The 25784-nt window shown below is 41.4% G+C and carries 31 protein-coding genes; 28 read left to right on the top strand and 3 right to left on the bottom strand.

What is annotated here, in order from left to right; genetic code table 11:
• Positions 1-28: 28 nt before the first annotated feature.
• From ACFQ2J_RS04390 to ACFQ2J_RS04370, 5 genes are all read left to right on the top strand, one after another.
• Positions 29-1114, top strand: coding sequence for a type III polyketide synthase (locus ACFQ2J_RS04390; RefSeq protein WP_386056930.1), 1086 nt, complete (start codon positions 29-31; stop codon positions 1112-1114).
• Entirely contained in the window at positions 1114-1629 is a 516-nt protein-coding gene (locus tag ACFQ2J_RS04385) for an isoprenylcysteine carboxyl methyltransferase family protein (protein WP_386056929.1), read from the top strand. Before ACFQ2J_RS04390 ends, ACFQ2J_RS04385 begins: the two co-directional genes overlap by 1 nt.
• 91 nt (positions 1630-1720) lie before the next feature.
• The gene (locus ACFQ2J_RS04380; protein WP_386056927.1) at positions 1721-1894 is read left to right on the top strand and encodes a hypothetical protein; all 174 of its coding nucleotides are present in this window, start codon (positions 1721-1723) and stop codon (positions 1892-1894) included.
• Between the two features lie 58 nt (positions 1895-1952).
• Positions 1953-2795, top strand: a complete 843-nt coding sequence (locus ACFQ2J_RS04375) for a sulfurtransferase (protein WP_386056925.1) — start codon at positions 1953-1955, stop codon at positions 2793-2795.
• Between the two features lie 36 nt (positions 2796-2831).
• Entirely contained in the window at positions 2832-3149 is a 318-nt protein-coding gene (locus ACFQ2J_RS04370; protein ID WP_386056924.1) for a DUF6123 family protein, read from the top strand.
• A 7-nt stretch (positions 3150-3156) separates the two neighbouring features.
• On the opposite strand, the gene ACFQ2J_RS04365 is transcribed toward ACFQ2J_RS04370, so the two are convergent.
• Together ACFQ2J_RS04365 and ACFQ2J_RS04360 are read right to left on the bottom strand one after the other, a co-directional pair.
• A complete protein-coding gene (locus ACFQ2J_RS04365; RefSeq protein WP_386056922.1) occupies positions 3157-3561 on the bottom strand; it encodes a ribonuclease HI family protein in 405 nt (134 codons plus the stop codon).
• A 90-nt stretch (positions 3562-3651) separates the two neighbouring features.
• Positions 3652-3852: a cold-shock protein gene (locus tag ACFQ2J_RS04360; protein ID WP_386056921.1), complete on the bottom strand. Its 201-nt coding sequence runs from the start codon at positions 3850-3852 to the stop codon at positions 3652-3654.
• An 836-nt stretch (positions 3853-4688) separates the two neighbouring features.
• Here ACFQ2J_RS04360 and ACFQ2J_RS04355 point away from each other — a divergent pair.
• From ACFQ2J_RS04355 to ACFQ2J_RS04245, 23 genes are all read left to right on the top strand, one after another.
• Positions 4689-6359, top strand: coding sequence for a formate--tetrahydrofolate ligase (locus ACFQ2J_RS04355; protein ID WP_386056920.1), 1671 nt, complete (start codon positions 4689-4691; stop codon positions 6357-6359).
• A gap of 255 nt (positions 6360-6614) precedes the next feature.
• Positions 6615-9452, top strand: coding sequence for a TrlF family AAA-like ATPase (locus tag ACFQ2J_RS04350; RefSeq protein WP_386056919.1), 2838 nt, complete (start codon positions 6615-6617; stop codon positions 9450-9452).
• 265 nt (positions 9453-9717) lie between these two features.
• The gene (locus ACFQ2J_RS04345) at positions 9718-10572 is read left to right on the top strand and encodes a DUF72 domain-containing protein (protein WP_386056917.1); all 855 of its coding nucleotides are present in this window, start codon (positions 9718-9720) and stop codon (positions 10570-10572) included.
• A gap of 11 nt (positions 10573-10583) precedes the next feature.
• Positions 10584-11174, top strand: coding sequence for an HD domain-containing protein (locus ACFQ2J_RS04340; protein ID WP_386056915.1), 591 nt, complete (start codon positions 10584-10586; stop codon positions 11172-11174).
• 53 nt (positions 11175-11227) lie between these two features.
• A complete protein-coding gene (locus ACFQ2J_RS04335; protein WP_386056914.1) occupies positions 11228-12187 on the top strand; it encodes a thymidylate synthase in 960 nt (319 codons plus the stop codon).
• Between the two features lie 10 nt (positions 12188-12197).
• Positions 12198-12686 (top strand): dihydrofolate reductase, encoded by a 489-nt coding sequence (locus ACFQ2J_RS04330; protein ID WP_386056912.1) that lies wholly within the window; start codon positions 12198-12200, stop codon positions 12684-12686.
• Positions 12679-13317: a molybdenum cofactor guanylyltransferase gene (mobA, locus tag ACFQ2J_RS04325; RefSeq protein ID WP_386056910.1), complete on the top strand. Its 639-nt coding sequence runs from the start codon at positions 12679-12681 to the stop codon at positions 13315-13317. The genes ACFQ2J_RS04330 and mobA overlap by 8 nt, the downstream gene beginning before the upstream one ends.
• A 138-nt stretch (positions 13318-13455) precedes the next feature.
• On the top strand, positions 13456-13671 hold the full coding sequence (locus ACFQ2J_RS04320) for a twin-arginine translocase TatA/TatE family subunit (protein WP_386056908.1): 216 nt from the start codon (positions 13456-13458) through the stop codon (positions 13669-13671).
• 23 nt (positions 13672-13694) lie between these two features.
• Positions 13695-13877 carry a twin-arginine translocase TatA/TatE family subunit gene (locus ACFQ2J_RS04315; RefSeq protein ID WP_386056906.1) on the top strand — a complete coding sequence of 61 codons (183 nt, stop codon included), beginning with the start codon at positions 13695-13697 and terminating at the stop codon, positions 13875-13877.
• 90 nt (positions 13878-13967) lie between these two features.
• Entirely contained in the window at positions 13968-14729 is a 762-nt protein-coding gene (gene tatC, locus ACFQ2J_RS04310) for a twin-arginine translocase subunit TatC (RefSeq protein ID WP_386056904.1), read from the top strand.
• Positions 14730-14870: 141 nt separating this feature from the next.
• Positions 14871-15089: a YozE family protein gene (locus tag ACFQ2J_RS04305; protein ID WP_386056902.1), complete on the top strand. Its 219-nt coding sequence runs from the start codon at positions 14871-14873 to the stop codon at positions 15087-15089.
• A 92-nt stretch (positions 15090-15181) separates the two neighbouring features.
• Positions 15182-15376 carry a WYL domain-containing protein gene (locus ACFQ2J_RS04300; RefSeq protein WP_386056901.1) on the top strand — a complete coding sequence of 65 codons (195 nt, stop codon included), beginning with the start codon at positions 15182-15184 and terminating at the stop codon, positions 15374-15376.
• 11 nt (positions 15377-15387) lie between these two features.
• Positions 15388-16539 (top strand): exonuclease SbcCD subunit D, encoded by a 1152-nt coding sequence (locus tag ACFQ2J_RS04295; protein WP_386056899.1) that lies wholly within the window; start codon positions 15388-15390, stop codon positions 16537-16539.
• Positions 16540-16541: 2 nt separating this feature from the next.
• Positions 16542-19655, top strand: a complete 3114-nt coding sequence (locus ACFQ2J_RS04290; RefSeq protein WP_386056897.1) for an AAA family ATPase — start codon at positions 16542-16544, stop codon at positions 19653-19655.
• 83 nt (positions 19656-19738) lie between these two features.
• Entirely contained in the window at positions 19739-20089 is a 351-nt protein-coding gene (locus ACFQ2J_RS04285; protein ID WP_386056895.1) for a DUF5365 family protein, read from the top strand.
• A 56-nt stretch (positions 20090-20145) separates the two neighbouring features.
• A complete protein-coding gene (locus ACFQ2J_RS04280; protein ID WP_386056894.1) occupies positions 20146-20394 on the top strand; it encodes a DUF2584 family protein in 249 nt (82 codons plus the stop codon).
• A 341-nt stretch (positions 20395-20735) separates the two neighbouring features.
• Positions 20736-21410 (top strand): uracil-DNA glycosylase, encoded by a 675-nt coding sequence (locus tag ACFQ2J_RS04275; protein WP_386056893.1) that lies wholly within the window; start codon positions 20736-20738, stop codon positions 21408-21410.
• Positions 21411-21480: 70 nt separating this feature from the next.
• Entirely contained in the window at positions 21481-22065 is a 585-nt protein-coding gene (vrrA, locus tag ACFQ2J_RS04270) for a VrrA/YqfQ family protein (RefSeq protein WP_386056891.1), read from the top strand.
• An 84-nt stretch (positions 22066-22149) separates the two neighbouring features.
• Positions 22150-23112, top strand: a complete 963-nt coding sequence (msrB, locus tag ACFQ2J_RS04265) for a peptide-methionine (R)-S-oxide reductase MsrB (RefSeq protein ID WP_386056890.1) — start codon at positions 22150-22152, stop codon at positions 23110-23112.
• 124 nt (positions 23113-23236) lie between these two features.
• Positions 23237-23806, top strand: a complete 570-nt coding sequence (locus tag ACFQ2J_RS04260; protein WP_386056889.1) for a TetR/AcrR family transcriptional regulator — start codon at positions 23237-23239, stop codon at positions 23804-23806.
• Between the two features lie 17 nt (positions 23807-23823).
• Positions 23824-24312, top strand: coding sequence for a GNAT family N-acetyltransferase (locus tag ACFQ2J_RS04255; RefSeq protein ID WP_386056887.1), 489 nt, complete (start codon positions 23824-23826; stop codon positions 24310-24312).
• Between the two features lie 97 nt (positions 24313-24409).
• The gene (locus ACFQ2J_RS04250; RefSeq protein WP_386056886.1) at positions 24410-25021 is read left to right on the top strand and encodes an alpha/beta hydrolase; all 612 of its coding nucleotides are present in this window, start codon (positions 24410-24412) and stop codon (positions 25019-25021) included.
• Between the two features lie 64 nt (positions 25022-25085).
• Entirely contained in the window at positions 25086-25292 is a 207-nt protein-coding gene (locus ACFQ2J_RS04245; RefSeq protein ID WP_386056884.1) for a DUF6501 family protein, read from the top strand.
• Between the two features lie 22 nt (positions 25293-25314).
• On the opposite strand, the gene ACFQ2J_RS04240 is transcribed toward ACFQ2J_RS04245, so the two are convergent.
• Positions 25315-25683: a cbb3-type cytochrome c oxidase subunit I gene (locus tag ACFQ2J_RS04240; RefSeq protein WP_386056882.1), complete on the bottom strand. Its 369-nt coding sequence runs from the start codon at positions 25681-25683 to the stop codon at positions 25315-25317.
• Between the last annotated feature and the right edge of the window lie 101 nt (positions 25684-25784).

Genomic DNA, 25784 nt, shown 5'->3' with positions numbered 1-25784 from the left:
AAGTGAAAATGAGGATTGAGGAGCTACTATGGCATATATTCTATCAATTGGAAGAAGCCTCCCGAAATATGAATTGAAACAGGAGAAGGTGAAAGAACTCGTCCAGTACATCTTCCCGCTTTCACAGAGAGAAAAAAACAGGCTTTTACCTGTATTTGACCATGCAATGATCGAACAACGGCAATTTGTCGTAGATGCAGAATGGTTCACAGAAACACATGGTCTTCAGGAAAGAAATGATATTTTCATTAAAGAAGCAGTAGATCATGCCCTAATTGCTATGGATGAAAGCATAAATAATAAAGAATATCTCACCCAACCTGTTTCGTATGACCAAATCGATATGATCCTGTTGATTTCCAGTACGGGAATCGCTACACCTACCATTGATGCCAGATTGATGAACCAGCGTGATTTCCGCGAAGATGTAAAACGGGTGCCTTTGTTCGGTCTTGGATGCGCAGGGGGAGTCAGCGGACTTGCGAGGGCATATGAATGGCTAAGATCATTTCCCACAAAGAATGTGATGGTCGTTAATGTAGAGTTATGTGGGCTGACGTTTCAAAAAGGCGATGCTAAGAAGAGCAATTTCATAGGTGCAGCGCTTTTTGGTGATGGAATTACTGCAACGTTGGTATGTGGAGAAAAATCAGAACTCGCTCGGTTTGCGCGTCACTCTGTACCAAGGATGACTGCTTCCGATTCAAGAACGATGAAGGATTCCATTTCGGTGATGGGCTGGGATGTGACCGATGGTGGATTTGAAGTTGTGTTCAATAAAAGCATCCCTAACCTCGTCAAGACTTTCTGGAAAGGACATGTAGACGATTTCGTCGATTCATTGGCTTTAAATGCACATGACTTTCCATTTCTTGTTGCTCACCCTGGAGGGAAAAAAGTACTCGAAGCCTATGAGGAAGTGCTCCAACTGCCTTCCGAGGTTTTTCTCCATTCCTATGAAACCTTGAAGCATCACGGCAACATGTCTTCGGTCACTGTATGTTATGTGCTCGAGAAATGGATGGCGACCCATCCCGAGGCAGGGACAAAATCGCTTATGGCAGCACTTGGACCTGGGTTCAGTTCAGAATTAGTCAGTTTGGAGTGGGTTTGATGACAACACCTTTGATCCTTCTATTCTGCTTTATCCTAATTCAGCGTTTTGCAGAACTGATTCTTGCCCAGCGCAATCGAAAATGGATGATGGAACGAGGGGCTTATGAAGAGGGGGAAACGCATTATAAATGGTTCATCATCGTCCATGGTCTATTTTTCTTTTCATTACTCGTTGAAGCATGGGTCACACCTACGGTAACAACTGCAGCTACCATCCTATTCTTTTTAGCATTTGTACTGCTCCAGGCTTTCAGGGTTTGGTGTATTGCGTCGCTTGGCAGGTGCTGGAATACAAGAATCATCATTCTGCCGAATCATCCGATCGTTTCGAAAGGCCCATATAAATACATCAAACACCCCAACTACTGGCTCGTACTGCTTGAATTCATTGTGATTCCTCTCCTGTTCGGAGCATATATGACTGCAGTCCTCTTTCCGGTTCTTCATCTGATTCTTATGAAAATAAGGATACCCGCAGAGGAAAAGGCGCTGGAAAATGCCCAAAATGTATGAAGAAAATATCCCTTTGCAAACCATGAAGGCGTTTGCTATAATCTAATTAGCAATGAAAATCATTATCAACTGGAAAAGTGAGGTCCTGAAAATGATTTTAATGATCGGTACAATCATAGCGGCTTACAGTGGGCTGATGGTGTTCATCCTAAGCAAATTGAATTCGCCGACTGCAGTGAAAATCGTACGACTCTTCCAAGGACGGAAGCAACTGTCTTTCAAGCAGAAACAACTGAATTATGAACGGATGATTTCTACCAGGTGAATACACACCTGGTCTTTCTTTTTGTTATAATAAGAAAAAAGGGAAAAGGTGTAGAATGATGTCGCATATTCTAACTGTAAAAGAAGCAAAAAAACTTATGGACAGAGAAGATGTCATATTCGTTGATTGTCGCTTCGACCTTAAGGATAATCAAAAAGGAAAAGAAGCATACATAAATGCCCATATCCCCTGGGCTGTCTATTTTGACCTGGAGCGTCATATGAGCGGAAAAGTAAGGAAGCAGGGCGGAAGACATCCCCTCCCGGACCCTCAGTCCTTTTCCAAGTTATTAGGTGAAGCCGGAATAACTTCGGAAACGATCGTCATCGGTTATGATGAGAATCGCAGCACTATGTCGGCGAGACTTCTATGGCTGATGAAATTCTTCGCGCACAAAAACGTATACCTGCTTGATGGAGGAATGGATGCGTGGAAAGCTGAAGGTCTGCCTCTTGAAAATGGAGAAACAGTTGCACACGGAGTTGAAGAATATCCTTATCAGCTTCAGCAAGCAATGGTATGTGGGATGGAAGAGGTTCAGAAAGAAAAGGACAAGCATGCTGTTGCTCTTCTTGATTCCAGAGAATTTGAGCGCTTTGCAGGTTGGGTAGAGCCGATTGATGCGAAAGCCGGGCACATTCCTGGTGCTGTCCAAATCACATGGCATGACGTTTACACATCCGAAGGGAAATGGAAACCGGCAAATGAATTGCGAGAGTTATATAAGGAAATCAGTGAAAGTGAAAAAGTGATCGTATATTGCGGCTCTGGGGTAACTGCGGCTTCAAACGTGATAGGACTTTGGGAAGCTGGATACCGCGATGTGCAATTATATGTTGGAAGTTTCAGTGACTGGATCAGCAGAACGGAGAATCCAGTAGGTACATTGAGTAAAGACTGATCTCTATTTCAAATGGTTAGTTAAAGGTGGATGAACATGAAGCAAAACCATACGCTGGCATATTTCCTTGAAGATATGTGGACAAAAGGATTCAAGCTGTCTGATGAAGATGTACGGTTCGTTTACTTTGGCAGGAATTCGACCAACGCACCGGACTGGAAAGTGATCATTGCACTGAAAGCAACCCTGCAATTCCAGCATACATTCGATGGAAGTTTCTATATGAGCATTTTGGAGCACCTTTCAAAGGAAGGAATCCAATCAAGGAAGATGGCTTGGCAGGCCTTGGAGAAAAAAGGCCTGTCAAAATTCTTTTCGCCTTCTCAGATACAGAAGAATAGGAAAATACGCTAAAAAGGGCTCACATCGAGTCCTTTTTACTATTTTTCAATGCTTGTCTCGCTAACTTATCTGCTTTACCATTCTGTTTTTCAGGGATCCATTTGAAGAATACATAAGCGAAGTTTTCTTTATATGCATTTATCTCGTTCAAGAGAGGGAGGAATGCTTCATTTTTAGTGAAATTCTTCTCAATGGTTTCGACGACGATCTTGGAATCGCTTCGAAAAGAAAGTATCTCGCCCGGAAAGTATTCTGCACAAATTTCCAGCGCTTTGATTACTGCCAGGAATTCTGCCTGATGATTAGAGGTGGTACCAAGCGGATAAGCGAATTCGAAATGTTCTTTGCCCTTTTTAATGTAAATCCCTGCACTGCTCGGACCAGGATCTCCGCTTGCTGCTCCATCCGTATAAACTTCGATCATTTCATTCACCTCGCTAGCTCTGCTTAATTCGATATCCTTTCATGAAAAAAAGCGGTAATCATACGATTACCGCTTGAAAATATAGATTCATTAGTTTTTAACAACGTTAGCAGCTTGTGGGCCACGGTCGCCTTCGACGATTTCGAAAGAAACAGATTGACCTTCTTCAAGAGATTTGAATCCTTCTTCCTGGATTGCTGAGAAGTGTACGAATACATCGTTTCCATCTTCTACTTGGATGAAACCATAACCTTTTTCAGCATTGAACCATTTTACAGTACCGTTTTGCATCTTAAAAATCCTCCTAAAATCTTGCACGTAAAACGTGTTAATGTTTAACAAATAAATGAAGGAACTCCATCGAAAGACTTTGTTGCCCATCGAGAATTTCAATCAACTATTTGTTGGTTCCAATATAGTATATTTAGTCGTTTGCGTCAAGATTTTCAACTACTCATTTTTGTAGATATACGTTGGGCTGGTACTGTTTTTCATGCCGACAAACGAATGTGTTGGATTCTCTGGTTCTAATCTCAAGGATTGTTTAATCTCATAGTTGATTTCCGGTAATGCTCGCTTATGTTGAAGCTTTTTGTCTGTCACAGGTAAGAGCCTTAGGAGGCCCGGGAAATCACTCGCTTTCCATGTTCATGGGAATGGGCTGAGCTTCCTCAGGCTACGCCTTCCGGGATCTCACCGATCATTATCACCCCACAGGAGTCTCGTAATTTCCCGGACCTCCATACTATTGTCAAGTTACGGAAACATCTGTTTAAAGCTCTTTAAATCTAAGAAAAGTGCTTGTAACCTTGAACCTGATTTTTGTAAATCATGAGGGAAATGGTCGTTCACTAAACACACATAGGGCGGCGGGGAAACTGCGAAACTCCCGTGGGAGAAGGGGATAGGCGAGACCCCACAGGGAGTGAAACGACCGAGGAGGCTCGCCATCTCCCCCACAGGAAAGCGAGTAGTTTCCCCGCCGCCATTTTCACATACCCGGCAACGTCTAACTGAGTGTTCCATTATTCGGTCATATTTTTGAATAAAACAATCGTAAAAAAGGTTCAAGGATTATACTATTCTAGGTTAAAATAAGCTTAGAACATAAAAAGGGGTTGGATTATGTGAAGACAGATATTGAAATCGCTCAAGCCGCTCAGATGAAACGGATCGAAGAAATCGCTGAGGATTTGAACCTTGCGAAGGAAGACTGGGAACCATATGGCCATTACAAAGCGAAATTGAATGATCAACTGTTACATAAGCTGTCGGATCGACCTGATGGCAAGATCATTCTTACTACTGCAATAAGCCCTACACCTGCAGGAGAAGGAAAGTCGACCGTTACTGTCGGACTTGGACAGGCGTTGAACAGAATCAATAAAAAAGCGATCATCGCCTTACGTGAACCATCACTTGGCCCTACGATGGGTATAAAGGGTGGCGCAGCAGGTGGCGGCTATTCCCAAGTTGTACCTATGCAGGATATCAACCTCCATTTCACTGGAGACATCCATGCGATCACAACAGCGAACAATGCACTTTCAGCATTCATCGATAACCACATCCACCAAGGGAATGTCCTGAATATTGACCCGAGAAGAATCGAATGGAAGCGTGTAATGGATATGAATGATCGTGCACTTCGTCAAATTGTCGTTGGCCTGGGCGGACCTGTCAAAGGGGTACCGAGAGAAGATGGATTCAACATTTCTGTAGCATCTGAAATCATGGCCATCCTTTGTCTCGCAGATGGATTGAATGACTTGAAGGAACGGATCAGCAGGATCGTGGTTGGTTATACATATGATCGTGAACCTGTCACGGTAAGTCAGCTAGGGGTGGAAGGTGCGTTGACACTGCTCCTTAAAGATGCGATCAAACCGAACCTTGTGCAAACGTTGGAAAATACGCCAGCTATCATTCACGGAGGACCATTCGCCAACATCGCTCACGGATGTAACAGTGTCATGGCAACTAAGATCGCTGCCAAGCTTGGAGAGTACGTTGTTACGGAAGCTGGCTTCGGAGCGGATTTAGGTGCGGAGAAGTTCCTTGATATCAAAACGAGGGCTGGTGGCTTCGAACCGGATGCTGTAGTAATTGTTGCAACAATCCGCGCTTTGAAGATGCATGGCGGAATGGATAAAAAAGAATTGGAATATGAAAATGTCGAAGCACTTCAGCAAGGGATGGAAAACCTGAAAAAACATATGGAGACGATCGAATCCTTCGGTTTACCATATGTGATCGGAATCAATAAATTTCCGACAGACACTGATCAAGAGGTAGCTTTCCTTAAGCAGTGGTGCGAGTCCAATGGTGCTGAAGTTTCATTGGTTGATGTCTTCGCTGAGGGAGGAAAGGGAGGCATCGACCTGGCTGAAAAAGTCATCTCTGCCTGTGAAGCGAAAGAAGGATCGCTTCAGCGTGTTTATGAACTGGATGAACCATTGGAACAAAAGATCCTTAAAATTGCCCAGAAGGTGTATGGAGCGGATGGTGTAGAATTCACTTCCAAAGCGAAAAAACAACTGGCACAATTCGAGCAGCTCGGGTATGGTAATCTGCCTGTATGTATGGCGAAGACGCAATATTCCTTGTCCGATGATCCGTCACTGCTTGGAAGGCCTAAAGGATTCAAGATTACAGTCAGAGAATTGAGAGCTTCTGTTGGTGCAGGCTTCATTGTCGTTCTTACAGGCGACGTTATGACCATGCCTGGTCTTCCGAAAAGTCCTGCCGCACTTAAAATGGATGTCACTGAAGATGGAAAAATCACCGGATTGTTTTAATTCGAACACACTCTCCTCCCACTTTGGGGAGGAGATTTCTTTTGCTCGATTCGATCATCTGCTACGATCCACCCCTGGAGTATGAAGAGAAATCAAATCATACAAACAAAAAGTAGCACCTTTTAATAAGAGTAATAACGGTGAAATGGGTTCTTTAGCAGATTATTTTTTATGGTATGTATAGTCAATGAAATCCTCAACTAAGACAAATTATCTATGGTAAAATGTAGTAAAAGTATTTAGGGAGTGAAATAGATGTCTATAAAATATTCAGAGGGCTCCGATTGGCGTGTTTGGGATTTACATATTCATACTCCTAAATCAATCATTAATGAATATGGTGGAGATACCAAGCAAGTTTGGGATGAGTTTATTGATAAATTAGAGCAACTGCCTGAAGAGGTAAAAGTAATTGGTATAACTGATTATTATTTTATTGATGGCTATGAAAAAGTGATGTCGTATTGGGAGAATGGTCGTCTAAAAAATTTAGAAATGATATTCCCAATTCTTGAGTTTAGAATTGATACGTTTGGAACTAATAATGGTAAGAACTTTTTAAAAACCAATCTACACATTTTATTCAATGTGGATATGAATGATTATAAAAATCAGGTTAAGAAAATTAATGAAGAGTTTATTGGAAGAATTAACCTTTCAAGTTTAGAAAAACATAGCACTAAAGTACTTTCAAAAGATAATTTCATAAAAGAAGCAAGTGATAGTAATTTGCAAACTGGATTTGCAGAGTTTTATCCCTCCACTGAGCAAGTTCTTACTGTTTTAAATAGCCAAACATGGAAAGAAAATGTTTTCTTATTTTTAGGATTTAAAGAGTGGAATAACACTGATAAAGGAAAACAAGTCAAACATTACAAAGAGGATATATTGTCAAAGGTTCACGGAGTTTTTGCGGATGCAAAACTTGAAGATATTCCGAAGAAGCAGGATATTATTTCGAAACTATCGGATAAGAAGTTATTTCACTCACAAGATATACATACATTTGAAGAATTGAATGAATATTATTGCTACACTTGGCTTAAAGCAGACCCTACTTTTGAAGGTTTAAAGCAAATATTATATGCTCCAGAACGAGTTAAAATTAGTGAAGATAATCCTTATTTGAACATACCAAAGTCGTACTTCTCAAACTTGAAGATTAAAGATAGTGAGATATTTAATGATAAAAGTGTTAGATTCAAGGAATGTAATATTCCGTTGAATAGAGACTTGGTAGCTATAATTGGAGGTAGAGGAACAGGTAAGAGTTTATTGTTAGACTCAATATCCAAAACATTAAACAAAAATATTGAAGGTACAAGAGCTGAGAGTATAAATTCATTGGAAGATTTCAAAGTGGAGTACACGCAAGAGGATGGTACCATTAATGAGTACTACGTTGATTCTTGGGAAGAAAATTTTGTTGAGTACACTCACGTTAGTCAAAGTGATGTACAGCAAATAGCGACTGACCCAAAGAAACTTGGGGATGCGATTTTTGATTTGCTAATGATATACTCTGATACAATTACACAACGCCAAGAAGATACAATACAAGAAATTATAAGTGATATTCTTGATAATAAGGATTGGTTATATCAAGAAAATGAAAATTGTGAATTAATAAATTCAATTTCTTACAACGAAAAACAAAAGGAAATATTCGAGAAAAGAATTGATAGCATTACTAATCAACAAAACAAACAGCTTATTAAAAAATATAGAAATAATAACACTAAGAAGAGTAAACTTACAGATGATTATTCAGAAGTAGAAGAACTAATTGTAGATTTAAAAGATGTTCAAATTAATACAAATAAACAGTTGGAAGGATTGAATGAAAAATTCTCTAAAGATTTCTCGATACCTTTAATTACCTTAAAAGACCAAATCACTAAATTAAGCTCTTTAAAAGAACATATTCTTAAAACTAAACAAGAAGCATTGCAAGAAAATAAGCGAATTGAAGAGGAATTTAGAAAAGAAGGTATTGAGGGTGATATTTCCACTTTATTAGAAAAAGTTGAAGGATATCAAAATAACATTGAAAAATTCAATCGAAAAATTGAAGAAGTTAAAGCAGTTACAGAGGAAAATAGAAATCTGTTGAACAGAAGAAAAGCTTTTGCTACACATCTAAATAAAAAAATGACAGAGAAAATTGAAGAAGTAGATAAGAAATGGTGTAGTTTGAGAAAGGGTAATAAAAGCTGGTCGCTTGAACAGACTGGTCTACTAAATGATATCCTTGAAGATATTAGTGTGTACGCTGAAATTTACTTTGATAAAACCCTATTTTATCAGAAGTTGGAAAAATACCTCAACGGAAATAAGTTTAGAGTTTCACGTGGTAGTAGCGAGACAAAACAAAGTAAGATCAATAGTTTTATTAACGTAAATAACTATGAGGACTTTGTTATTCTTATATCTAATGAGCCAATAATTAAAGTAGCTGATGATACTTTGATAACCATCGAAACCTTATTTGATGAATATTCTGAATACATTTCAAGCAATGGCGAACGTGAATTTTTGAATGTATTATTTACAACTTCCGAGAGAGAACAGTATTTAAATGTTTATCCTATGGTAATGTACAATGGGAAACAGCCAAATGAATTATCAATTGGACAAAGAGGTACACTATTTATATCGTTAAAGTTAGCAACAGACTCGTTTTCTACTCCATTTGTTTTTGACCAACCCGAGGATGACTTAGATAATATGTTCATAGTACAGAAGTTAATACCTATATTAAATAAACTAAAAAAATTCCGTCAGATTATTATTGTAACTCATAATGCTAATGTTGTAGTTAATTCGGATGCTGACCAAGTAATTATAGCTCATAATGATTTTGAAGCAATAGGCTACTTAAGTGGATCCCTTGAAAACACCTATAAAGTTATAGGCCAATCATCTCAAAATAAAGCTGAGAAGGATATTAGCCACCAGGGGATAAAAGAACACGTATGCGATATTTTAGAAGGTGGAGAGGTTGCCTTTGAAAATCGCGAGAAAAGATATTCAATAAAAGGAAGGGAAATTTTACAAAGTCAACTTATAGATTTAAAGTTAGTAGAGAGCTAAATAGTGTAATAGTGGGTGAAATTGTTTAAAGCGCTACAATATAACATTAAATAATTTTTCCCATTTTTTGATACCTACAATTACGTATCTGATTTTATAAAAACAATACTAAGTGGGTAAACCAGACGCCGGAAAGTCTTTCATTTGTCTTATAACAGTTGACTGGTTACGCCCAAATCTCCTCCCTGTTGGGGGGAGATTTCTTTTGCTCGATTCGATCATCTGCTACAATCATAGGTAAATAGAAGAAACGTGGTGAACGCATATGCCGGTCGATATCGGATTGACGGGTTGGGGAGACCATGAAACACTATACTCTGATAAGGTCAAGCCTGATGAGAAACTTGCAGCTTATGCTTCCCATTTTCCAGTTGTCGAAGTAGACAGTGCTTTCTATGCCATCCAATCTCAAAAAAACTATACGAAGTGGGTAAACCAGACTCCGGAAAGTTTTTCTTTCGTCGTGAAAGCCTTTCAACAGTTGACGGGCCACGATCGATCCAAGCTTAGCGTGTCGGAAGGAAAAGAGTTGATGGAAGCCTATCTATCTTCCATTCAGCCTGTCATCGATGCTGGCAAGCTGAAAGCGATCCTGTTCCAGTTTCCACCTTGGTTCGATGTAAGCAAAAACCATATTCAAAAACTACGCTACATAAAGGAATGGGTTGGTGACCTTCCGGCTGCGCTTGAATTCCGCAACCGCACATGGTTTCAGCCATCGTACAAGCAGCAGACGCTTTCATTCATGAAGCAGGAAGGCTGGATCCACTCGATTTGCGATGAGCCCCAGGCAGGGGAGGGTTCGGTTCCTACCGTTCCCGTTGCGACACATCCGGAAAAGACTCTGGTCCGTTTTCATGGCAGGAATGTCCACGGTTGGAACAAAAATGGCCGTTCTGATTGGAGAAGTGTACGTTTCTTGTATCGTTATAATGAAGATGAATTGCTGGAATGGGTCGAACACTTGCAGGAGCTGCAGAAGAATACGAAAGATATTACGCTATTATTCAATAACAATTCAGGCGGAGATGCTGCCGCTAATGCGAAGCAGATGATCGATCTGCTTGGAATCAGCTATACGGACTTGAATCCAAGGCAGATGGATCTATTCAACTTTTAGGAGCATGTAGGATGAATGAACATGTGGTATTAAATGAAATCAGACAATATATTGAAGATCGATTCACAGAGGATGTAACAGGGCATGACTATCATCACATGAAGCGTGTCAGCGCTCATGCACGCCTTATTGCTGAAAAAGAAGGGGCGGATCCATTTTTGGCTGAAGCTGCTGGTTGGGTACATGACATCGGTGACACCAAGTTGGCAGCATCTCCTGAAACTGCTTTAGAAGCGTTATGGGACTTTCTTGCCCAGCTAGGTTTGGATCAACAAATGATCCGTGCAATTCGTACTGCGATGATCGACACTTCCTTCAGCAAAGGACAAGTACCTGAAACGTTGGAAGGGAAAATCGTTCAGGATGCAGATAGATTGGATGCCATCGGTGCCATCGGAATAGCACGGACATTTGCATACGGCGGTGCCAAAGGTCAGCCGATATATGATGGTAACGAGCAAGGAAAGACATCAATTCATCACTTTCACGAGAAATTGCTGAAACTGAAAGATGGATTTCATACGGACACAGCACAACAGCTCGCAGAAGAGCGGCATGATCTACTCATCAGCTTCCTTGATCAGTTTTACAAGGAATGGTAGAGCAAATCTAAAAATCATGAGACGAGACAATAAGTAGAAGGAGTGGATGCAGCGTGAGTTATGGCGAACAATCCTATTTGGAACTTTGCAGTCACGTGCTAGAGAATGGAAATAAAAAAGAAGACCGTACGGGTACTGGAACGTATTCTGTATTTGGACACCAGTTGAGGTTCGACTTATCAGAAGGGTTTCCACTTCTCACTACGAAAAGAGTACCTTTCCGCTTGATTGCCAGTGAACTGCTCTGGTTCCTCAAAGGGGATACGAATATTCGATACTTATTGAAGCATAACAATAATATCTGGAATGAGTGGGCATTCAAGGCATGGGTGGAAAGCGAAGTGTATGATGGGCCTGATATGACAGATTTCGGGAATCGAAGCCAGAAGGATGAAGCCTTCAAAGAATTATATTTAGAACAGATGGAACGTTTCAAATCGTTGATTCTGGAGGATGATGCCTTTTCAGAGCGATTCGGAAATCTTGGTTCTGTGTACGGAAGCCAATGGCGAGCGTGGAAGACATCGCAAGGAGATACAATCGACCAGATCAAGCAGGTCATCGAATCGATCAAGCACAATCCAGACTCCAGAAGACATATCGTCACGGCATGGAACCCTGAAGATGTCCCATCGAACATGGCGCTGCCGCCATGCCACACGATGTTCCAGTTTTACGTTGCGGATGGTAAGTTATCCTGTCAGCTGTACCAGCGTAGTGGTGATATTTTTCTAGGTGTGCCTTTCAATATTGCCAGTTATGCGCTGCTGACGCATATGATTGCCCATGAGTGCGGACTTGAACCAGGAGAATTCATCCACACGCTGGGTGATGCCCATATTTACACGAATCATATAGAGCAAGTGAATACGCAGTTGTCACGTGAACCTAGAAGTTTACCGAGACTTCGCTTGAATGAAGAGAAAGCATCCATCTTCGATTTTGAACTTGAGGATTTCACGCTGGAAGGCTATGATCCTCACCCATCAATCAAAGCACCAGTAGCAGTTTAGGAGGGAAACAATGCTATCTTTTTTATTTGCAATGGACAAAAACCGTGTGATCGGAAAAGACAATGATCTTCCGTGGCATTTACCTGATGATCTCAAATTTTTCAAGGAGAAGACACTTGGTCACACGATCATAATGGGAAGAAAAACATTCGAATCTCTCGGGAAAGCATTGCCTAAACGGAAAAATATCGTGCTGACAAGTGATCGCCGCTTCGAAGCAGAAGGTGCTTTCATCATTCATGATATCGAGGAAATAGTGAAATGGAACAAAGAAAATCCGGAAGAGGAATGGTTCGTCATTGGCGGAAGCGGGTTGTTTTCCCAGCTTCTGGAGCATGCGGATCGTATGTACATGACATACATTGATGCCTCATTCCCTGGAGATACCTATTTCCCTGAATTTTCCGAGGAAGAGTGGAAATTGACGAACCAGACTAAAGGTCCGAAAAATGATCGCAATCCATATGACTATTATTACAGGACGTATGATCGTGTCTGATCCGCTCCATTGGTGCGGAATCATTCTCGCAGGAGGTCAATCAAGCCGGATGGGACGGAATAAAGCCTTTCTTGAACTGGAAGGTAAGCCGGTAATCGAGCATGTCATCGACAAGATGCGAGCATGTACTGATGATCTGATCCTGATTACCAATGATCCTGAAGAGTACGACCATTTAGGCATTCAGACTGCGTGCGATGTTTTTCCGCATCAAGGCCCATTGGCAGGAATCCATGCAGGTATGAAAAACAAAGAAGCGGAGGGATATGTCGTCACCGCGTGTGATACTCCGTACATTTCTGTTTCCATCTATCAACTTTTGAAGGCATCCTTAGTGGACAATGATATCGTTATTCCGACGTATGCGGGAAGAAGTCATCCTCTGTCCGGAGTTTATCGGAGGAATCTCGCACAGGAGATTGAATGCTTGATGGAAGAGGGAAAACGCAGTATGAAAGCTTTGTACGAGGAAGGGCATACTGTATATATGGATGATTTTAATGGCATTGACACAGAAGAAGTGGACCTTCACTTTTTCAACATGAACCACCCTGAAGATTATGACTATGCTAAAAGCATCAAAAAAAGAGGGAAAGAACAAAGACAATTGAACGTAAACATGATAAGATGAAATTGCTTGTTTTGATACTTACATATGACAATTTGGTGTCTTATGTTGCTTTTACAAAGAATTCTTTATACACTCAGATTAGATGAGTAAACCTTGTTGACCTTATTCATCGGTTGACAATGAAGGATGGTGAACGGAATGCTTTCTAGCATCGGAATTCCAGGATTGATTTTGATTCTGGTAATTGCATTGGTCATTTTTGGACCGAAAAAACTCCCGGAAATCGGAAAAGCAACCGGACAAACTTTGCGTGAATTCAAAAAGTCTGCAAGGGATTTGACGGACGATGCATCAGATGAAGTGAAAGAAGCGAAAATGCTTGTGTCTGATGATCAATCTTCTCAGAAAAAATAACATGTATCCTGAGGTGATCGACCATGTTGAGTAACATTGGTGTGCCAGGTCTCGTTTTGATTCTTGTCATAGCTTTAGTTGTTTTCGGACCATCAAAATTGCCTGAAATCGGCAAGGCTTTCGGAAGCTCTTTGAAAGAATTCAAAAAAGCAGCCGGTGATGTGCTATCGGATGATGATAAGAAACGGATCGACGAAAAAAAATAGTACCATTGACTGGACATTGAAGGAGGTGTAAGGGCTTACCCTTGCATCTTCTTTCTTTCTGCGTCCAGGATTGTGTGGAGGTGAAGCTCTATGGCTGGGGAACACTCGACTGATTTAGAAATGAACGTAACAGACCACTTGACTGAATTAAGGAAAAGAATTATCTGGACCCTAGTCATCTTTGTCGCTTTCTTTATAGCTGGGTTCGTATTCATTAAAGATATCTACGGTTTCTTTGTAAGAGATCTTGCTTTTGAATTACATGTTACAAGCCCAGGTGAGATCATCTGGATCTACTTTACGATGGCAGGGCTTGTCGCGGTCATCGGAACATTACCCGTACTGAGTTTTCAAATATGGGCTTTCGTAAAGCCTGCATTGACGGATAAAGAGAAAAAAGTCTCCCTATCCTATATTCCTGCAATTTTCCTGTTGTTCATAGGGGGATTGACGTTCGGTTATGTCGTATTCGTCAATTTGATCCTTCCGTTTCTATTGTCCTTGAATGACGGGTTGTTCAATGAAATCTTTACAGTGGAGAGATATTTCAAGTTTCTCTTCCGCGTAACGATTCCATTTGCGGTACTGTTTGAAATTCCTATCCTCACTATGTTTCTTACAAGCCTTGGGATTGTTGATCCGGTATTTCTGGTCAAAATTCGAAAATACGCTTATTTTGTGCTCGTAATCATCGGTACAATGATCTCTCCACCAGATTTCATTCTGCAGCTGGTGGTAGCAGTGCCATTGATCATTCTCTATGAAATCAGTATCATCCTGTCTAGAATCGTCTTCAGGAAAAAAATGCAGCGTCATAAAGCGTTCATGGAAGATGAGGAAAATGGAGAATAGAGTTGCAAAATGAAAAATCCGGGCCGCCTGTTACAGGTAGTCCGGATTTCTTCGTCAGTGATCAAAGTGAGGCTTAAAGTTGATGAAACCAGCTCGGCATGTTATTAATAGAAATACTAAAAGCTTCTAGGAGGATTACCTTTGCGTTCATTCTATCATTATATGATGCGATATCGAGGCAACAAACATAAAGATGAAGAAAAGCAGCTTGCGGAATGGATGTTCGAGGACCATAGTTTCCCTAAACAATCCAAATCCTATGATGAATTGAGCAGCTACTTGGAGTTCAATGCACCTTTTACAGGCGCATTGAGTGTATTCGATCGTATATGGGATACGTACCAGATTGAAGAATCATAACTACTGATGAAACCGCACATTCCACTGTGCGGTTGTTTTTTTATTGATTAAAGAACATACGTTCGTGTATAATGAGAACAGAGGTGATTGAAATGTCTATTGAACAAATCAAATGGAGTACGGTAGAATTGATTTATCTATCTATGACAGGTGAAATCACAAAGCGAACGGTTAATATTTTCAGTAAATCAGACAAAGAAATTACCGGGTATTGTCACATGAGGGGAGACATCCGCACGTTCATTATGGATCAGATCCTCGCAGTACAACCTGGAAGGACGGAATAGGGGAGAATAAGATGAAGATTATCCACACAGCTGACTGGCATTTAGGAAAAATCGTGAACAACGTCCATATGACTGAGGATCAACGTTATATCCTTGGGCAATTTCTCGATATCGTTAAGAAAGAAGAACCGGATGCCATCATCATAGCAGGCGACTTGTACGATCGTTCGATACCCCCGAAAGAGGCAGTGGACCTGCTTAATCATGTGCTGACCGAACTGATTGATCATCACAAAGTACCAGTCTTCGCAATTTCGGGCAATCACGATAGCCCTGACCGACTCGAATTCGGGAACAGTTTATTCAGGTCCCGACAGCTATACCTGGACACGAAAATGAAAGGGGAATTTACTCCGATTACCTTACATGATTCTCATGGACCTGTACATTTCCATTTGGTTCCTTATCTTGAACCAGCAGAAGTGAGGCAATACTTTGAAGATGAAACCATCCACTCTCATCATGAAGCGATGGAAAGACTTGTTCGCCATATTGAAGAGACGCACGATATGAGCGAACGTCATATTTGGGTGGGTCATGCATTTTTGGCTGGAGGGATGGAGTCAGAATCGGAAGAACGCCTTTCCATGATCGGTGGAAGCCCTTATGTTGATGCTTCTCTCTTCGAAAACTTCCGCTATGTAGCATTGGGACACCTCCATCAGCCTCAGCAGATTACACGTGAACATATCCGCTATAGTGGGTCGATCCTTAAATATTCGTTTTCCGAATCGAACCACAAGAAAGGCGTGACCATTGTAAATCTTGATGACGAACAGGTCGAAATAAAGAAAATTCCTCTGAAGCCAAAAAGGGATATGGAGGTTGTTGAAGGTTATTTCGAGGATTTCATGACTAAAGACTTACCAGAACACCCTGATAATTACTTGCATATCCGTTTGCTCGATGATGGGCAACTAATCGATCCAATGGGGAAGTTGAGGAAGAAATACCCGAATATCCTTCGCCTGGAGCGGAGTGTACTTACTTCTGATAAACAATTGAATGATATGACAAAGATCAAAGAGCGCCAAAAGATGTCTCACGCAGACCTTTTCAGCTCGTTTTATGAAGAAATGAAAGGGGAAGAGATTCCCGAAAAACGAAAGCAGCAAGTGGATCGCATCATAGCTGGACTAATGAATGAAGAACGGGAGAAATAAAAATGAAAGCATTATCTCTTACAATGGCAGCATTCGGACCATACCGCGATAGACAGACGATCGATTTCACTGAACTTGGAGAGGAGTCGATTTTCCTCGTTACCGGACCGACAGGAGCAGGGAAAACGACGATATTTGATGCCCTCTGTTTTGCCTTATACGGAAAGGCAAGCGGAACTGATCGGGACCACGACACTTTGAGAAGCCATTTTTCCCCACCTGAATTGGCTACTGAAGTGGAATATGTTTTTCAGATCCATGGGGAAACTTATCGTGTCATCCGCTCTCCAAAACAAAAGAAGCCTAAAGCACGAGGAGAGGGTTACACTGATGATCCTGCAAAAGCAGAATTGTATCAAAAGGTCGACCAAGGTGAAAAACTAATTGCTTCAAGAATCATGGAAGTGAATGAATCGCTTGAACAGTTGCTCAGTCTGGACTATGAACAATTCAGAAAGATGATCATGATTCCTCAGGGAGAGTTCCGTAAACTTATTTCTGAAAACAGCAAAGAACGAGAAGAAATTCTTCAGCGGATATTCCAAACGCATTTCTATGATAAGATCACTGCACGTCTGAAGGATGAGGCAAAAGAATTGAAGGCTTCTATCCAGCAATTCGAATGGCATTTCGAGCAGGAAGCTTCAAAGATCACATGGACAGATGAAGACCGCCCTGAAGATGAGGATAATCAGACACAAATCATTGAAGCATTGAATGAAAAGGTGAAGGCTTCTGATTTACAGATCAATGAGATGGACAAAGTACTCGACAGAAATAAGAAGGAACTTGAACGTGCCCAATCATCTTACTATGAAGCGAAAGCTTTGAATGAGAAATTCCTTGAAAGAGAAAAGTTAGTGCTTGAAAAGGAGCAATTGGTCCAGAAAGAAGCCGATATCCAAGCGAAAAGAAAAGCTTACGATAACGCAGAGAAAGCTTCACAAATTATTCCTCTGGAGGAATATTGGAAAGAAAAGAAAATCGAGAAACGTAAGCTGGACCAGGAGCTGAGCGATAAGGAAAATGAAAAAGAGCGAGCGTCAGCTGCATTTGAAAAAATTGAACGTGATTTCAAGAAAGAAGAGGCCTATCAACCAGAGCTGGATAAAAAGATTGATCATTTAAAAGACATGAAACAGGAACTGGAGAAATTATCTAAGATCAGTGAACTTAAGCAAACTGGGCAACATCTGAAGCATAAATCGGAAAAAGGGAAAAAACGTACAGCTGAAATTGAAAAAGAGATTAGAATGATGGAGCAGGAAAAAAGAGAAAAGACTGCAATCGTCAAAAAGGACTCCCAGCTAAACGAAAAGTTCTATCAGGTGAAGCAGCAGCTCAGCGAGCAGCAGAGCATTGAACAGAAACTGGGACAATTACTTGAGAATCATTCCAAACTGGAAGAAATGCGCTTGCAATATCGTTCTTTCAAGCAAACTTATGAACAGAAAAAAATAAGAATGAAAGAAAGGAAAGAAGCGTATCAAACTGCTCAGTCCAGCTTGAACCGACATCATGCATATGTTCTTTCCCACCGTTTACAAGAAGGAGAACCTTGCCCTGTTTGTGGATCAGTTGACCATCCATCTCCTGCAGCAGTTGAAGATGGAGCAATGACACTTGAGGAAGTGGACAGGCTACAAGCCAAATATGACCATGCTGCAAAGGAAGTTGAAAACCTGCAGGATAAATATATACAACTGGAAGCGGAAGGTAAATCCCAACAGCAGGTAACAGAAAGCCTTTATGAAGAAGTTTCTGAAATCGTACCTCGGTTGTCACGGGACGACATACAGAAAAGTTTAAAGCTGCAAACGAGGGAAGTCGAAGGGATAAAAGAGAGATTGGCTTCCGTAGATAATGAAATGAAAGAAATGAAACAGGCTCACGTTACATTGGAAAAGCTGGAAACACAACTGGAAGAGAAAAAGACAGAACTCGAAAAGACGAAGGAAGCACTTCAGGCTGATCATGAGAACTGGATCAGACTCCAGACCCAGATCGATCATCTTAACAATCAGGTAAGTGGGGATTGGGAGGGAGCATCTGAACTGGAACGATGGATTACCATTGAAACGAAATCGATTCACAACGATAAAGTGAAATGGGAAGAAATTCAGAAGCAATATGAGAACAAGAGACAACTGCTTCAAAAGTTCAATGTTGAAACGGGAGAATTGATCAAGTACTGTAAAAAAGTTGAAGATGAGTCCATCGCCCATTACAACCGCATGATGGAGAAGATAGAACAATACGAATTTCATTCTTATGAATCCTACCTTGAAGCCAAGCTTCCAATAGAGAAAATGGATGCATTGAATAGGGAGATTGACGCCTTCATCCAACGAAAGAATACTGTTGTAAGCATGGTCGAGAGCTTGGATAGTTCTTTATCAGGCAAACAGAGGCCTGATATAAATGTATTCAAGGAACAGGTAGAAAAAGCGGAAGCCTCAAAAAACGAAACATTGCAGGCAATTCATACATTACAGGGACAATTGAAGGAGCTCCAAAACATCAAACATACGCTGGTAACAGTGCTTGAAGAGATGAAAGAGCTGAGCGAAACCTATTATGACATAGGAGAACTCGCTGATTTGGCAAAAGGAGAGAACCATCTCCGCCTCTCTTTTGAAAGGTATGTATTATCCGCATTTCTGGATGAAATATTGATGCAGGCGAATATCCGCTTTGACCAAATGACAGAACATCGTTATCAGTTGGTCCGTAGCGATCAGGTTGCTAAACGTGGCGCGCAGAGTGGTTTGGACCTTGAAGTGATGGACCACCATACCGGACAGCAGCGATCAGTCAAAACGCTCTCGGGAGGGGAGGGGTTCAAAGCAGCGCTGAGTCTGGCACTTGGGATGGCTGATGTTGTACAGGCTCACTCAGGTGGTGTCCAACTCGACACGTTGTTCATTGATGAAGGGTTTGGTACGCTCGATGAATTATCTTTAGAACAGGCAATTGGCTGCTTGAAGGATTTACAGCAGGGCAATCGCATGCTTGGGATCATTTCCCATGTTCCTCAATTGAAAGAGGAAATAAAAGCGAAACTTCAAATACTCCCTACGCCTGAAGGATCGACGGTTGACTTCGTGTTTCAATGATTTACAATAATTACTTCTCAAAACTGCTTTTTTTACGTGATATAGTAATAGATAGAAGATTTACAGTATAGGAGCGCTAGTTTATGAGAGTGATTAATGCAGGAACAGAAGTGCAAATCAAAGATGTACAAGACTTATGGGGTGATTTCCGCCGCAACACATTATCTAAATATTTCCCAGAAGATTATCTCGACCAGCTTAGTGAAGCAGAAGTTTTAAAGCTGCCTGAGCTTGAAACAATCGATCAAGCTGACATCATTCAAATGACCATAGCAATGCAGACGATGATCCATCTTTTGGAACATCCGGAGTCAGATGAGCGGCAATTGGAATTATTCGAAAAAAATAAGCGGATTTTGATTGAACTCGGCATTCCTTTTCCGTTTTCGAAGGAAATGCTTACTTCCCGCAATAAAAATAAAAGATTTCACTGAGCATACCATCTCATATCGTGTACAATGAAAGGTATAACGAATTTGGAGGGTTTGTCATGTCTACACCTTTATCAATGGAGTGGAAGCTGCTTACAGGCGGCAAAGAAAAACGGATTGATGTCAATGATAATATCTTTGAAATCACTTTTGATGGGTACATGATATTTCCCATGGAAGAGGACATTGATATCATGCGCCATAAAGACTCTGATCAGATCGGAAGCGCGCGTGTAGTCGAATTGACGTTCAAATCCGGCATGACAATTTGCAAATATCAACTTATTTCGCTATATAGTGTCAATTAATCTTTGACACGCTTACGAATAAAGTCTGATTATGCGCTTGCCCGGGAAATAATACTCGGACTATTTCCTGAAAATAAAGATTCATATAATTGACAAATACTCAAGGCTACTCCCCCTACGCCCGGTACTATAATAATAGTAGAACCAATACTTTATCCTAACTGGGGGGAATAGCTAATGCTACCTGCAATTTTATTCGGTATCATCATCAGTGGGTTTGTCAGCCTGGTTATTACTGCAGATTTGATTACAGATTAAGAACACTAAAAAAGAACTTTCAGGCAGATGTCCTGGAAGTTCTTTTTACTAGTAGAGAAGAATTAACGGAAAGGGGTGCAAGGATGTCTATTTTACATAATGATTGGCAAACGGTTTTACAGGATGAATTTGAGCAGGACTATTATAGAAATCTCAGGGAGTTCCTTGTGGAAGAATATAACCATTATACGATCCATCCTGATATGGATGATATCTTCAATGCATTACACGTTACCCAATATAAAGATACAAAGGTGGTCATCCTCGGTCAGGATCCTTACCATGGGCATGGCCAGGCGCATGGATTCAGTTTTTCAGTCCAAACTGGCGTGGCCATCCCCCCTTCATTGAAAAACATTTATAAGGAATTATATGACGATATTGGGATCGAACCTCCTAATCATGGTAATCTTGCTTGTTGGGCTGAACAGGGTGTCCTGTTGCTCAATAATGTACTGACTGTCAGGCATAAACAAGCCCACTCCCATCAGGGAGCAGGCTGGGAAAAGTTTACGGATCGAGTAATCGATCGTCTGAACGCCAGGAAGGACCCTGTCGTTTTCATTTTGTGGGGGAAGCCGGCGCAAAAGAAAGCCGCAAAAGTGGATGATTCCATTCACTACGTAATCAAGTCGCCGCATCCAAGTCCATTGTCAGCGTATCGAGGTTTTTACGGGAGCAAGCCTTTCTCCCGTGCCAATGATTTTCTGAAAGCACATGGGATTCAACCGATTGATTGGAAAATACCTAATGAATAAAAAGCGCCCATTCCCCTTTTAGGTATCAAGCATAGGATACTTTATCATGAATAAGTATGGAGGGGTGTGAATGTTCTCACCTGCCAGAAATCAATTTCCGCCCGGCCCAGGCTTTGGTATGCCGCCTGGTCCTCAGCAGCCCTTCGGCCCACAGGGCTTTCAAAGCCCGACACAAGGCTTTCGAGGCTCACGTCGGGGTGGAGGTATTTTATCCAAACTTCGTCAACGTCGGCAATCACCTGGTGGTTTCCAGGGATTCCAGGGAAACAGAGGTTTTCAGGGGTTTCAAGGATTTCAAGGTGCTCAGAATCTGCAGAGGGGCGGAGGTTTTACCAATGTCCTAGGAAACATGCAGCAGGTATTGCAAGTAGCCCAGACGGCTACACCGATGATACAGCAATACGCACCAATGATCCGGAACATCCCGATGATGATCAACCTTTGGAAGATCATGAGAGAACCAGATGATGATAATGCTGAAACCGAGCAAACAGAATCTGAATCAAGTTCATCGAGTCAGCTAGAGGTGGAATCAGGTGAATCATCCAAAACCTTGGATGAATTCGCTTCATCGAATGAATCCTCTTCTAAACCTTACGAAAAAAAAGTGAGAAAAAGACGGCAAGGCACATCACAGCCCAAATTATTCATTTGAGCTGTGCATGTGGCTTGCTTTTTTCATTTGCAGCATTAAAAATAGACTTACGATAGAAATTAGCACTATTCTGGAGGTTATATAATGACAGGTCAGTTGAAAAAAGCTACCTTTGCAGGCGGATGCTTCTGGTGTATGGTCGAGCCCTTTGATGAAAGACCCGGAATCGAAGCGATCATATCCGGATATACAGGAGGACACACAGAGAATCCTACTTATGAAGCGATCATTACAAAGAAGACGGGACATGTCGAAGCGGTGGAAATCACCTATGACCCTGAAATTTTTCCTTATGAGCGGTTAGTTGAACTGTTCTGGCAACAAATCGACCCGACTGACCCAGGTGGACAGTTCCATGATCGGGGAGAATCTTATAAGACAGTCATTTTCTATCATGACGAGGAGCAGCGAAGAATTGCGGAAGCGAGCAAAAAAGTTCTGGAGGAAAGTGGGAAGTTCAACGATCCAATCGTAACGGAGATAAAGCCGGCGACAACATTCTATCCTGCTGAGGACAAGCATCAGGACTATTATAAAAAACAGTCTTTCCATTATAAATTGTATAAAAAAGGCTCGGGGAGAGCTGATTTTATTAAGAAACACTGGGGATTCAAGAAGGATGATGAGGATTTAAAGCGGCGTCTCACGGATATACAGTATAAAGTAACGCAGCAAAACGGAACAGAAGCTCCGTTCAGGAATGAATACCATGATCACGAAGAAGATGGAATCTATGTCGATATCGTATCTGGGGAACCTCTGTTCAGTTCAACGGATAAATATGATGCAGGATGTGGTTGGCCAAGTTTCACAAAACCGATTGAACGTCAATTGGTGACAGAACATATGGATACGTCCCACGGGATGAGAAGAATCGAAATCAGAAGTGATCAGGCAGATTCGCATCTCGGACATGTCTTTGATGATGGACCGAAAGAGTCAGGTGGAGCCAGGTATTGCATCAATTCCGCAGCTTTGAAGTTCATCCCTAAAGATGAAATGAATGAAAAAGGTTATGGTTATTTGCTTCACCTTTTCAATGATTAAATAGACTAGACTGCCCCTAAGCTTGGAAAGGGGGGCAGTTTTTTCATATACGAGCGAATCACAAATATCCTTCGTTTCCTGCATTTGCTATACTGTAGATACAAGAATGACGGAGGCTCACACTATGGGAAGAAAAAAAGCACTAAGCAAGGAAGAGTTATTTGAAGCCACAAAACAGCTCCTGCTTGAACGTGGCGTCCACGGTTTCCATTTCAAGGAACTGTCATCGATGCTTAGCGTCAGCAGAAGCACGATTTATGAGTATTACAGAAATAAAGAACAGCTCATATTGGCATTCATGTTGTCCCTGATGGAGGAAATGAATGAAAGATTGGCTTCTATTGATGAGAACAAACCTGCACCGGATAAGCTTTTTGATTTGATGCATGTGTTTTTGGAATACGATCAGATTCATCAGATAAAAGAAATCATCCATATCGTACAACAATCCCGGCAGGAAGTGCTCGATCATTACCAGACCGCTTTAGTGGAACAGCATCACCACATGAAGGATAAACTGAGAAGTTGGATCGATGAAGCCAAGGAATCCGGAAACTGGCGAAAAGATATAGAGACTGGCATCATTGAAGATTTGTTTACACATGCCATCCTGTTTCCGCAAAAGGACGTAATCGGAAGCGAAGTCCTGGCCCGACAGCTTTTTTCGGTAATACAAAGTGGAATGGAAAGGTAGTACAGGGGGAATCAATGATGATCAAAAGCATTCCTGAAAATGATAGATATAACATCGATCACTTCCTCATCAGTCATTGGGGTTCAGAAGAAATGTACATTCATACAGGACGTTACAACCTTAGAACATTGAGCGGTTTCTATATTGAGATCGAGGGTGAGGTTGTTGCCGCTCTTACATATCACTTGCATGATGATTGTCTTGAAATCATTTCGATTGATAGTACCAAGGAAAATGAAGGCCATGGTACAGCATTACTGACAAAGGCTGAACAACATGCAGTGGATAAGGGGAGGGATCAGGTCCAGTTGATTACGACAAATGATAACCTGAATGCCATCCAGTTTTATTTGAAACGCCATTACCGTCTTGTCTGTGTGAAACTAGATGCAGTAAAAGAAGCAAGAAAATGCAAACCATCGATTCCACTGGTGAATGAGAATGGATTACTGGTCCAGGATGAACTTCTCTTCAGCAAAAAGCTTCAATTAAGTGTGTTACGTTGACTTTCATTCAAATTTAACTTATCATTTACTTTGAATTCGAGATAATTAAGATGAGATAATTATATTATGTCAACTGATAAATGAGGAGGCTATTGAAATGGATCATAAACACATTTTCAAAAAAGGGCAGAAAGAAGAGTCAAATGTGCTGTTATTGCTTCATGGAACAGGGGGTACCGAGCAGGATCTTCTGCCAATTGCAGAGATGATCGATCCGGATGCAGCTGTACTATCTGTGCGAGGCAATGTGTCTGAGAATGGAATGCCACGCTTTTTTAAACGTTTACGTGAAGGAGTATTTGATGAAGAGGATTTAGTGAAGCGTACGACCGATCTGAATACATTCCTGGATGCTGCTTCCGAAGAGTATGGGTTCCGTCGTGACCGAGTCGTGGCTGTCGGGTATTCCAATGGCGCGAATATTGCAGGTAGTCTGTTATTCCACTATTCCGATAGCTTGCATGCAGCTGTGTTGTTCCATCCGATGGTACCGAGAAGAGGAATTTCGCTCCCTGAGCTGAAAGGGCGGAATGTATTCATAGGTGCTGGAAAGAATGACCCGATCTGCCCAGCATCAGAGACGGAAGATCTTGCTGGTTTACTAAAAACGAGTGGAGCTTCTGTGTCAATTCACTGGGAAAACATGGGCCATCAGCTTACCGAAGGTGAAGTGATGGCAGCGAAGAAATGGTATGAGAATTTCAAATAAGCAGTTGAGATTATGCACACAAAACGATATGATGGATTTACTCTAATGAAGAAGGATGAAAGCTATGATTCATACCAATTGGGAGACAGCCCCTACTATCAAACGTATTGAATGTGTGCACAACCAGGCGAAGAAGTTCGTCGTCGACCGACTGTTGACTCCTGGAAAAGTGTATGATGTGAAAAATGAAACGGAAGAATTCTACTTTATTGTAGACGACTCGAATCGAGTGGCAGGATTCTTCAAGCATTATTTCAAAGAAGTAAGCTGAACGGATATCCGTTCAGCTTTTTTCATTCCTTCACATTGGTAAACACATTGATTACAAACAACAGGATAGCAATAAGGACAACTGTTGCACCGATAGATATGAAGACAGCAAAAAACGGGTTCTCAGTTATCGTAAACAAGGCAAGGCCACCCATCATGATTGGTAAACCGATGTTATGAAGCCAAAAGTGCCATTTACCAAGCTTTGATGCTGCAGCAGCAGGAAACAGGTGATAAATAATCCCGGCGAGCGTCAATGCCGTCCAGCCTAAGAGATTGATGTGCGCATGCACTGGAGTCAATGAATAGTCATGCACCACTGCCATATAATATCCTAGCCCTGCACCTAACAGAAAATAAACAGCCGAGATTTTGATCAGTCGGATTCCCATTCTTATCACCTCCTTTTTACCAATATATCGATGAGTTACGTCTTTTATTTCCCGAATTTGTTCAATTCTGTTTGAAACATGAATCGAAAGGGGTAGCCTAC

Source organism: Thalassobacillus hwangdonensis, from assembly GCF_042675915.1.
Lineage (GTDB): Bacteria > Bacillota > Bacilli > Bacillales > Halobacillaceae > Thalassobacillus_A > Thalassobacillus_A hwangdonensis.
Note: the sequence above shows the minus strand (reverse complement) of the source record. Positions and strands in the feature narration are given on the sequence as shown.

Coding starts and splice junctions, on each gene's coding strand:
- ACFQ2J_RS04375 (WP_386056925.1), top strand. CDS start 1,953: ATGTCGCATATTCTAACTGTAAAAGAAGCAAAAAAACTTATGGACAGA.
- ACFQ2J_RS04295 (WP_386056899.1), top strand. CDS start 15,388: ATGAAGATTATCCACACAGCTGACTGGCATTTAGGAAAAATCGTGAAC.
- ACFQ2J_RS04320 (WP_386056908.1), top strand. CDS start 13,456: ATGCTTTCTAGCATCGGAATTCCAGGATTGATTTTGATTCTGGTAATT.
- ACFQ2J_RS04290 (WP_386056897.1), top strand. CDS start 16,542: ATGAAAGCATTATCTCTTACAATGGCAGCATTCGGACCATACCGCGAT.
- ACFQ2J_RS04260 (WP_386056889.1), top strand. CDS start 23,237: ATGGGAAGAAAAAAAGCACTAAGCAAGGAAGAGTTATTTGAAGCCACA.
- ACFQ2J_RS04360 (WP_386056921.1), bottom strand. CDS start 3,852: ATGCAAAACGGTACTGTAAAATGGTTCAATGCTGAAAAAGGTTATGGT.
- ACFQ2J_RS04380 (WP_386056927.1), top strand. CDS start 1,721: ATGATTTTAATGATCGGTACAATCATAGCGGCTTACAGTGGGCTGATG.
- ACFQ2J_RS04330 (WP_386056912.1), top strand. CDS start 12,198: ATGCTATCTTTTTTATTTGCAATGGACAAAAACCGTGTGATCGGAAAA.
- ACFQ2J_RS04365 (WP_386056922.1), bottom strand. CDS start 3,561: ATGATCGAAGTTTATACGGATGGAGCAGCAAGCGGAGATCCTGGTCCG.
- ACFQ2J_RS04245 (WP_386056884.1), top strand. CDS start 25,086: ATGATTCATACCAATTGGGAGACAGCCCCTACTATCAAACGTATTGAA.
- ACFQ2J_RS04240 (WP_386056882.1), bottom strand. CDS start 25,683: ATGGGAATCCGACTGATCAAAATCTCGGCTGTTTATTTTCTGTTAGGT.
- ACFQ2J_RS04275 (WP_386056893.1), top strand. CDS start 20,736: ATGTCTATTTTACATAATGATTGGCAAACGGTTTTACAGGATGAATTT.
- ACFQ2J_RS04390 (WP_386056930.1), top strand. CDS start 29: ATGGCATATATTCTATCAATTGGAAGAAGCCTCCCGAAATATGAATTG.
- ACFQ2J_RS04340 (WP_386056915.1), top strand. CDS start 10,584: ATGAATGAACATGTGGTATTAAATGAAATCAGACAATATATTGAAGAT.
- tatC (WP_386056904.1), top strand. CDS start 13,968: ATGGCTGGGGAACACTCGACTGATTTAGAAATGAACGTAACAGACCAC.
- ACFQ2J_RS04315 (WP_386056906.1), top strand. CDS start 13,695: ATGTTGAGTAACATTGGTGTGCCAGGTCTCGTTTTGATTCTTGTCATA.
- ACFQ2J_RS04350 (WP_386056919.1), top strand. CDS start 6,615: ATGTCTATAAAATATTCAGAGGGCTCCGATTGGCGTGTTTGGGATTTA.
- ACFQ2J_RS04285 (WP_386056895.1), top strand. CDS start 19,739: ATGAGAGTGATTAATGCAGGAACAGAAGTGCAAATCAAAGATGTACAA.
- ACFQ2J_RS04280 (WP_386056894.1), top strand. CDS start 20,146: ATGTCTACACCTTTATCAATGGAGTGGAAGCTGCTTACAGGCGGCAAA.
- msrB (WP_386056890.1), top strand. CDS start 22,150: ATGACAGGTCAGTTGAAAAAAGCTACCTTTGCAGGCGGATGCTTCTGG.
- ACFQ2J_RS04250 (WP_386056886.1), top strand. CDS start 24,410: ATGGATCATAAACACATTTTCAAAAAAGGGCAGAAAGAAGAGTCAAAT.
- ACFQ2J_RS04345 (WP_386056917.1), top strand. CDS start 9,718: ATGCCGGTCGATATCGGATTGACGGGTTGGGGAGACCATGAAACACTA.
- ACFQ2J_RS04370 (WP_386056924.1), top strand. CDS start 2,832: ATGAAGCAAAACCATACGCTGGCATATTTCCTTGAAGATATGTGGACA.
- ACFQ2J_RS04255 (WP_386056887.1), top strand. CDS start 23,824: ATGATCAAAAGCATTCCTGAAAATGATAGATATAACATCGATCACTTC.
- ACFQ2J_RS04385 (WP_386056929.1), top strand. CDS start 1,114: ATGACAACACCTTTGATCCTTCTATTCTGCTTTATCCTAATTCAGCGT.
- vrrA (WP_386056891.1), top strand. CDS start 21,481: ATGTTCTCACCTGCCAGAAATCAATTTCCGCCCGGCCCAGGCTTTGGT.
- ACFQ2J_RS04300 (WP_386056901.1), top strand. CDS start 15,182: ATGTCTATTGAACAAATCAAATGGAGTACGGTAGAATTGATTTATCTA.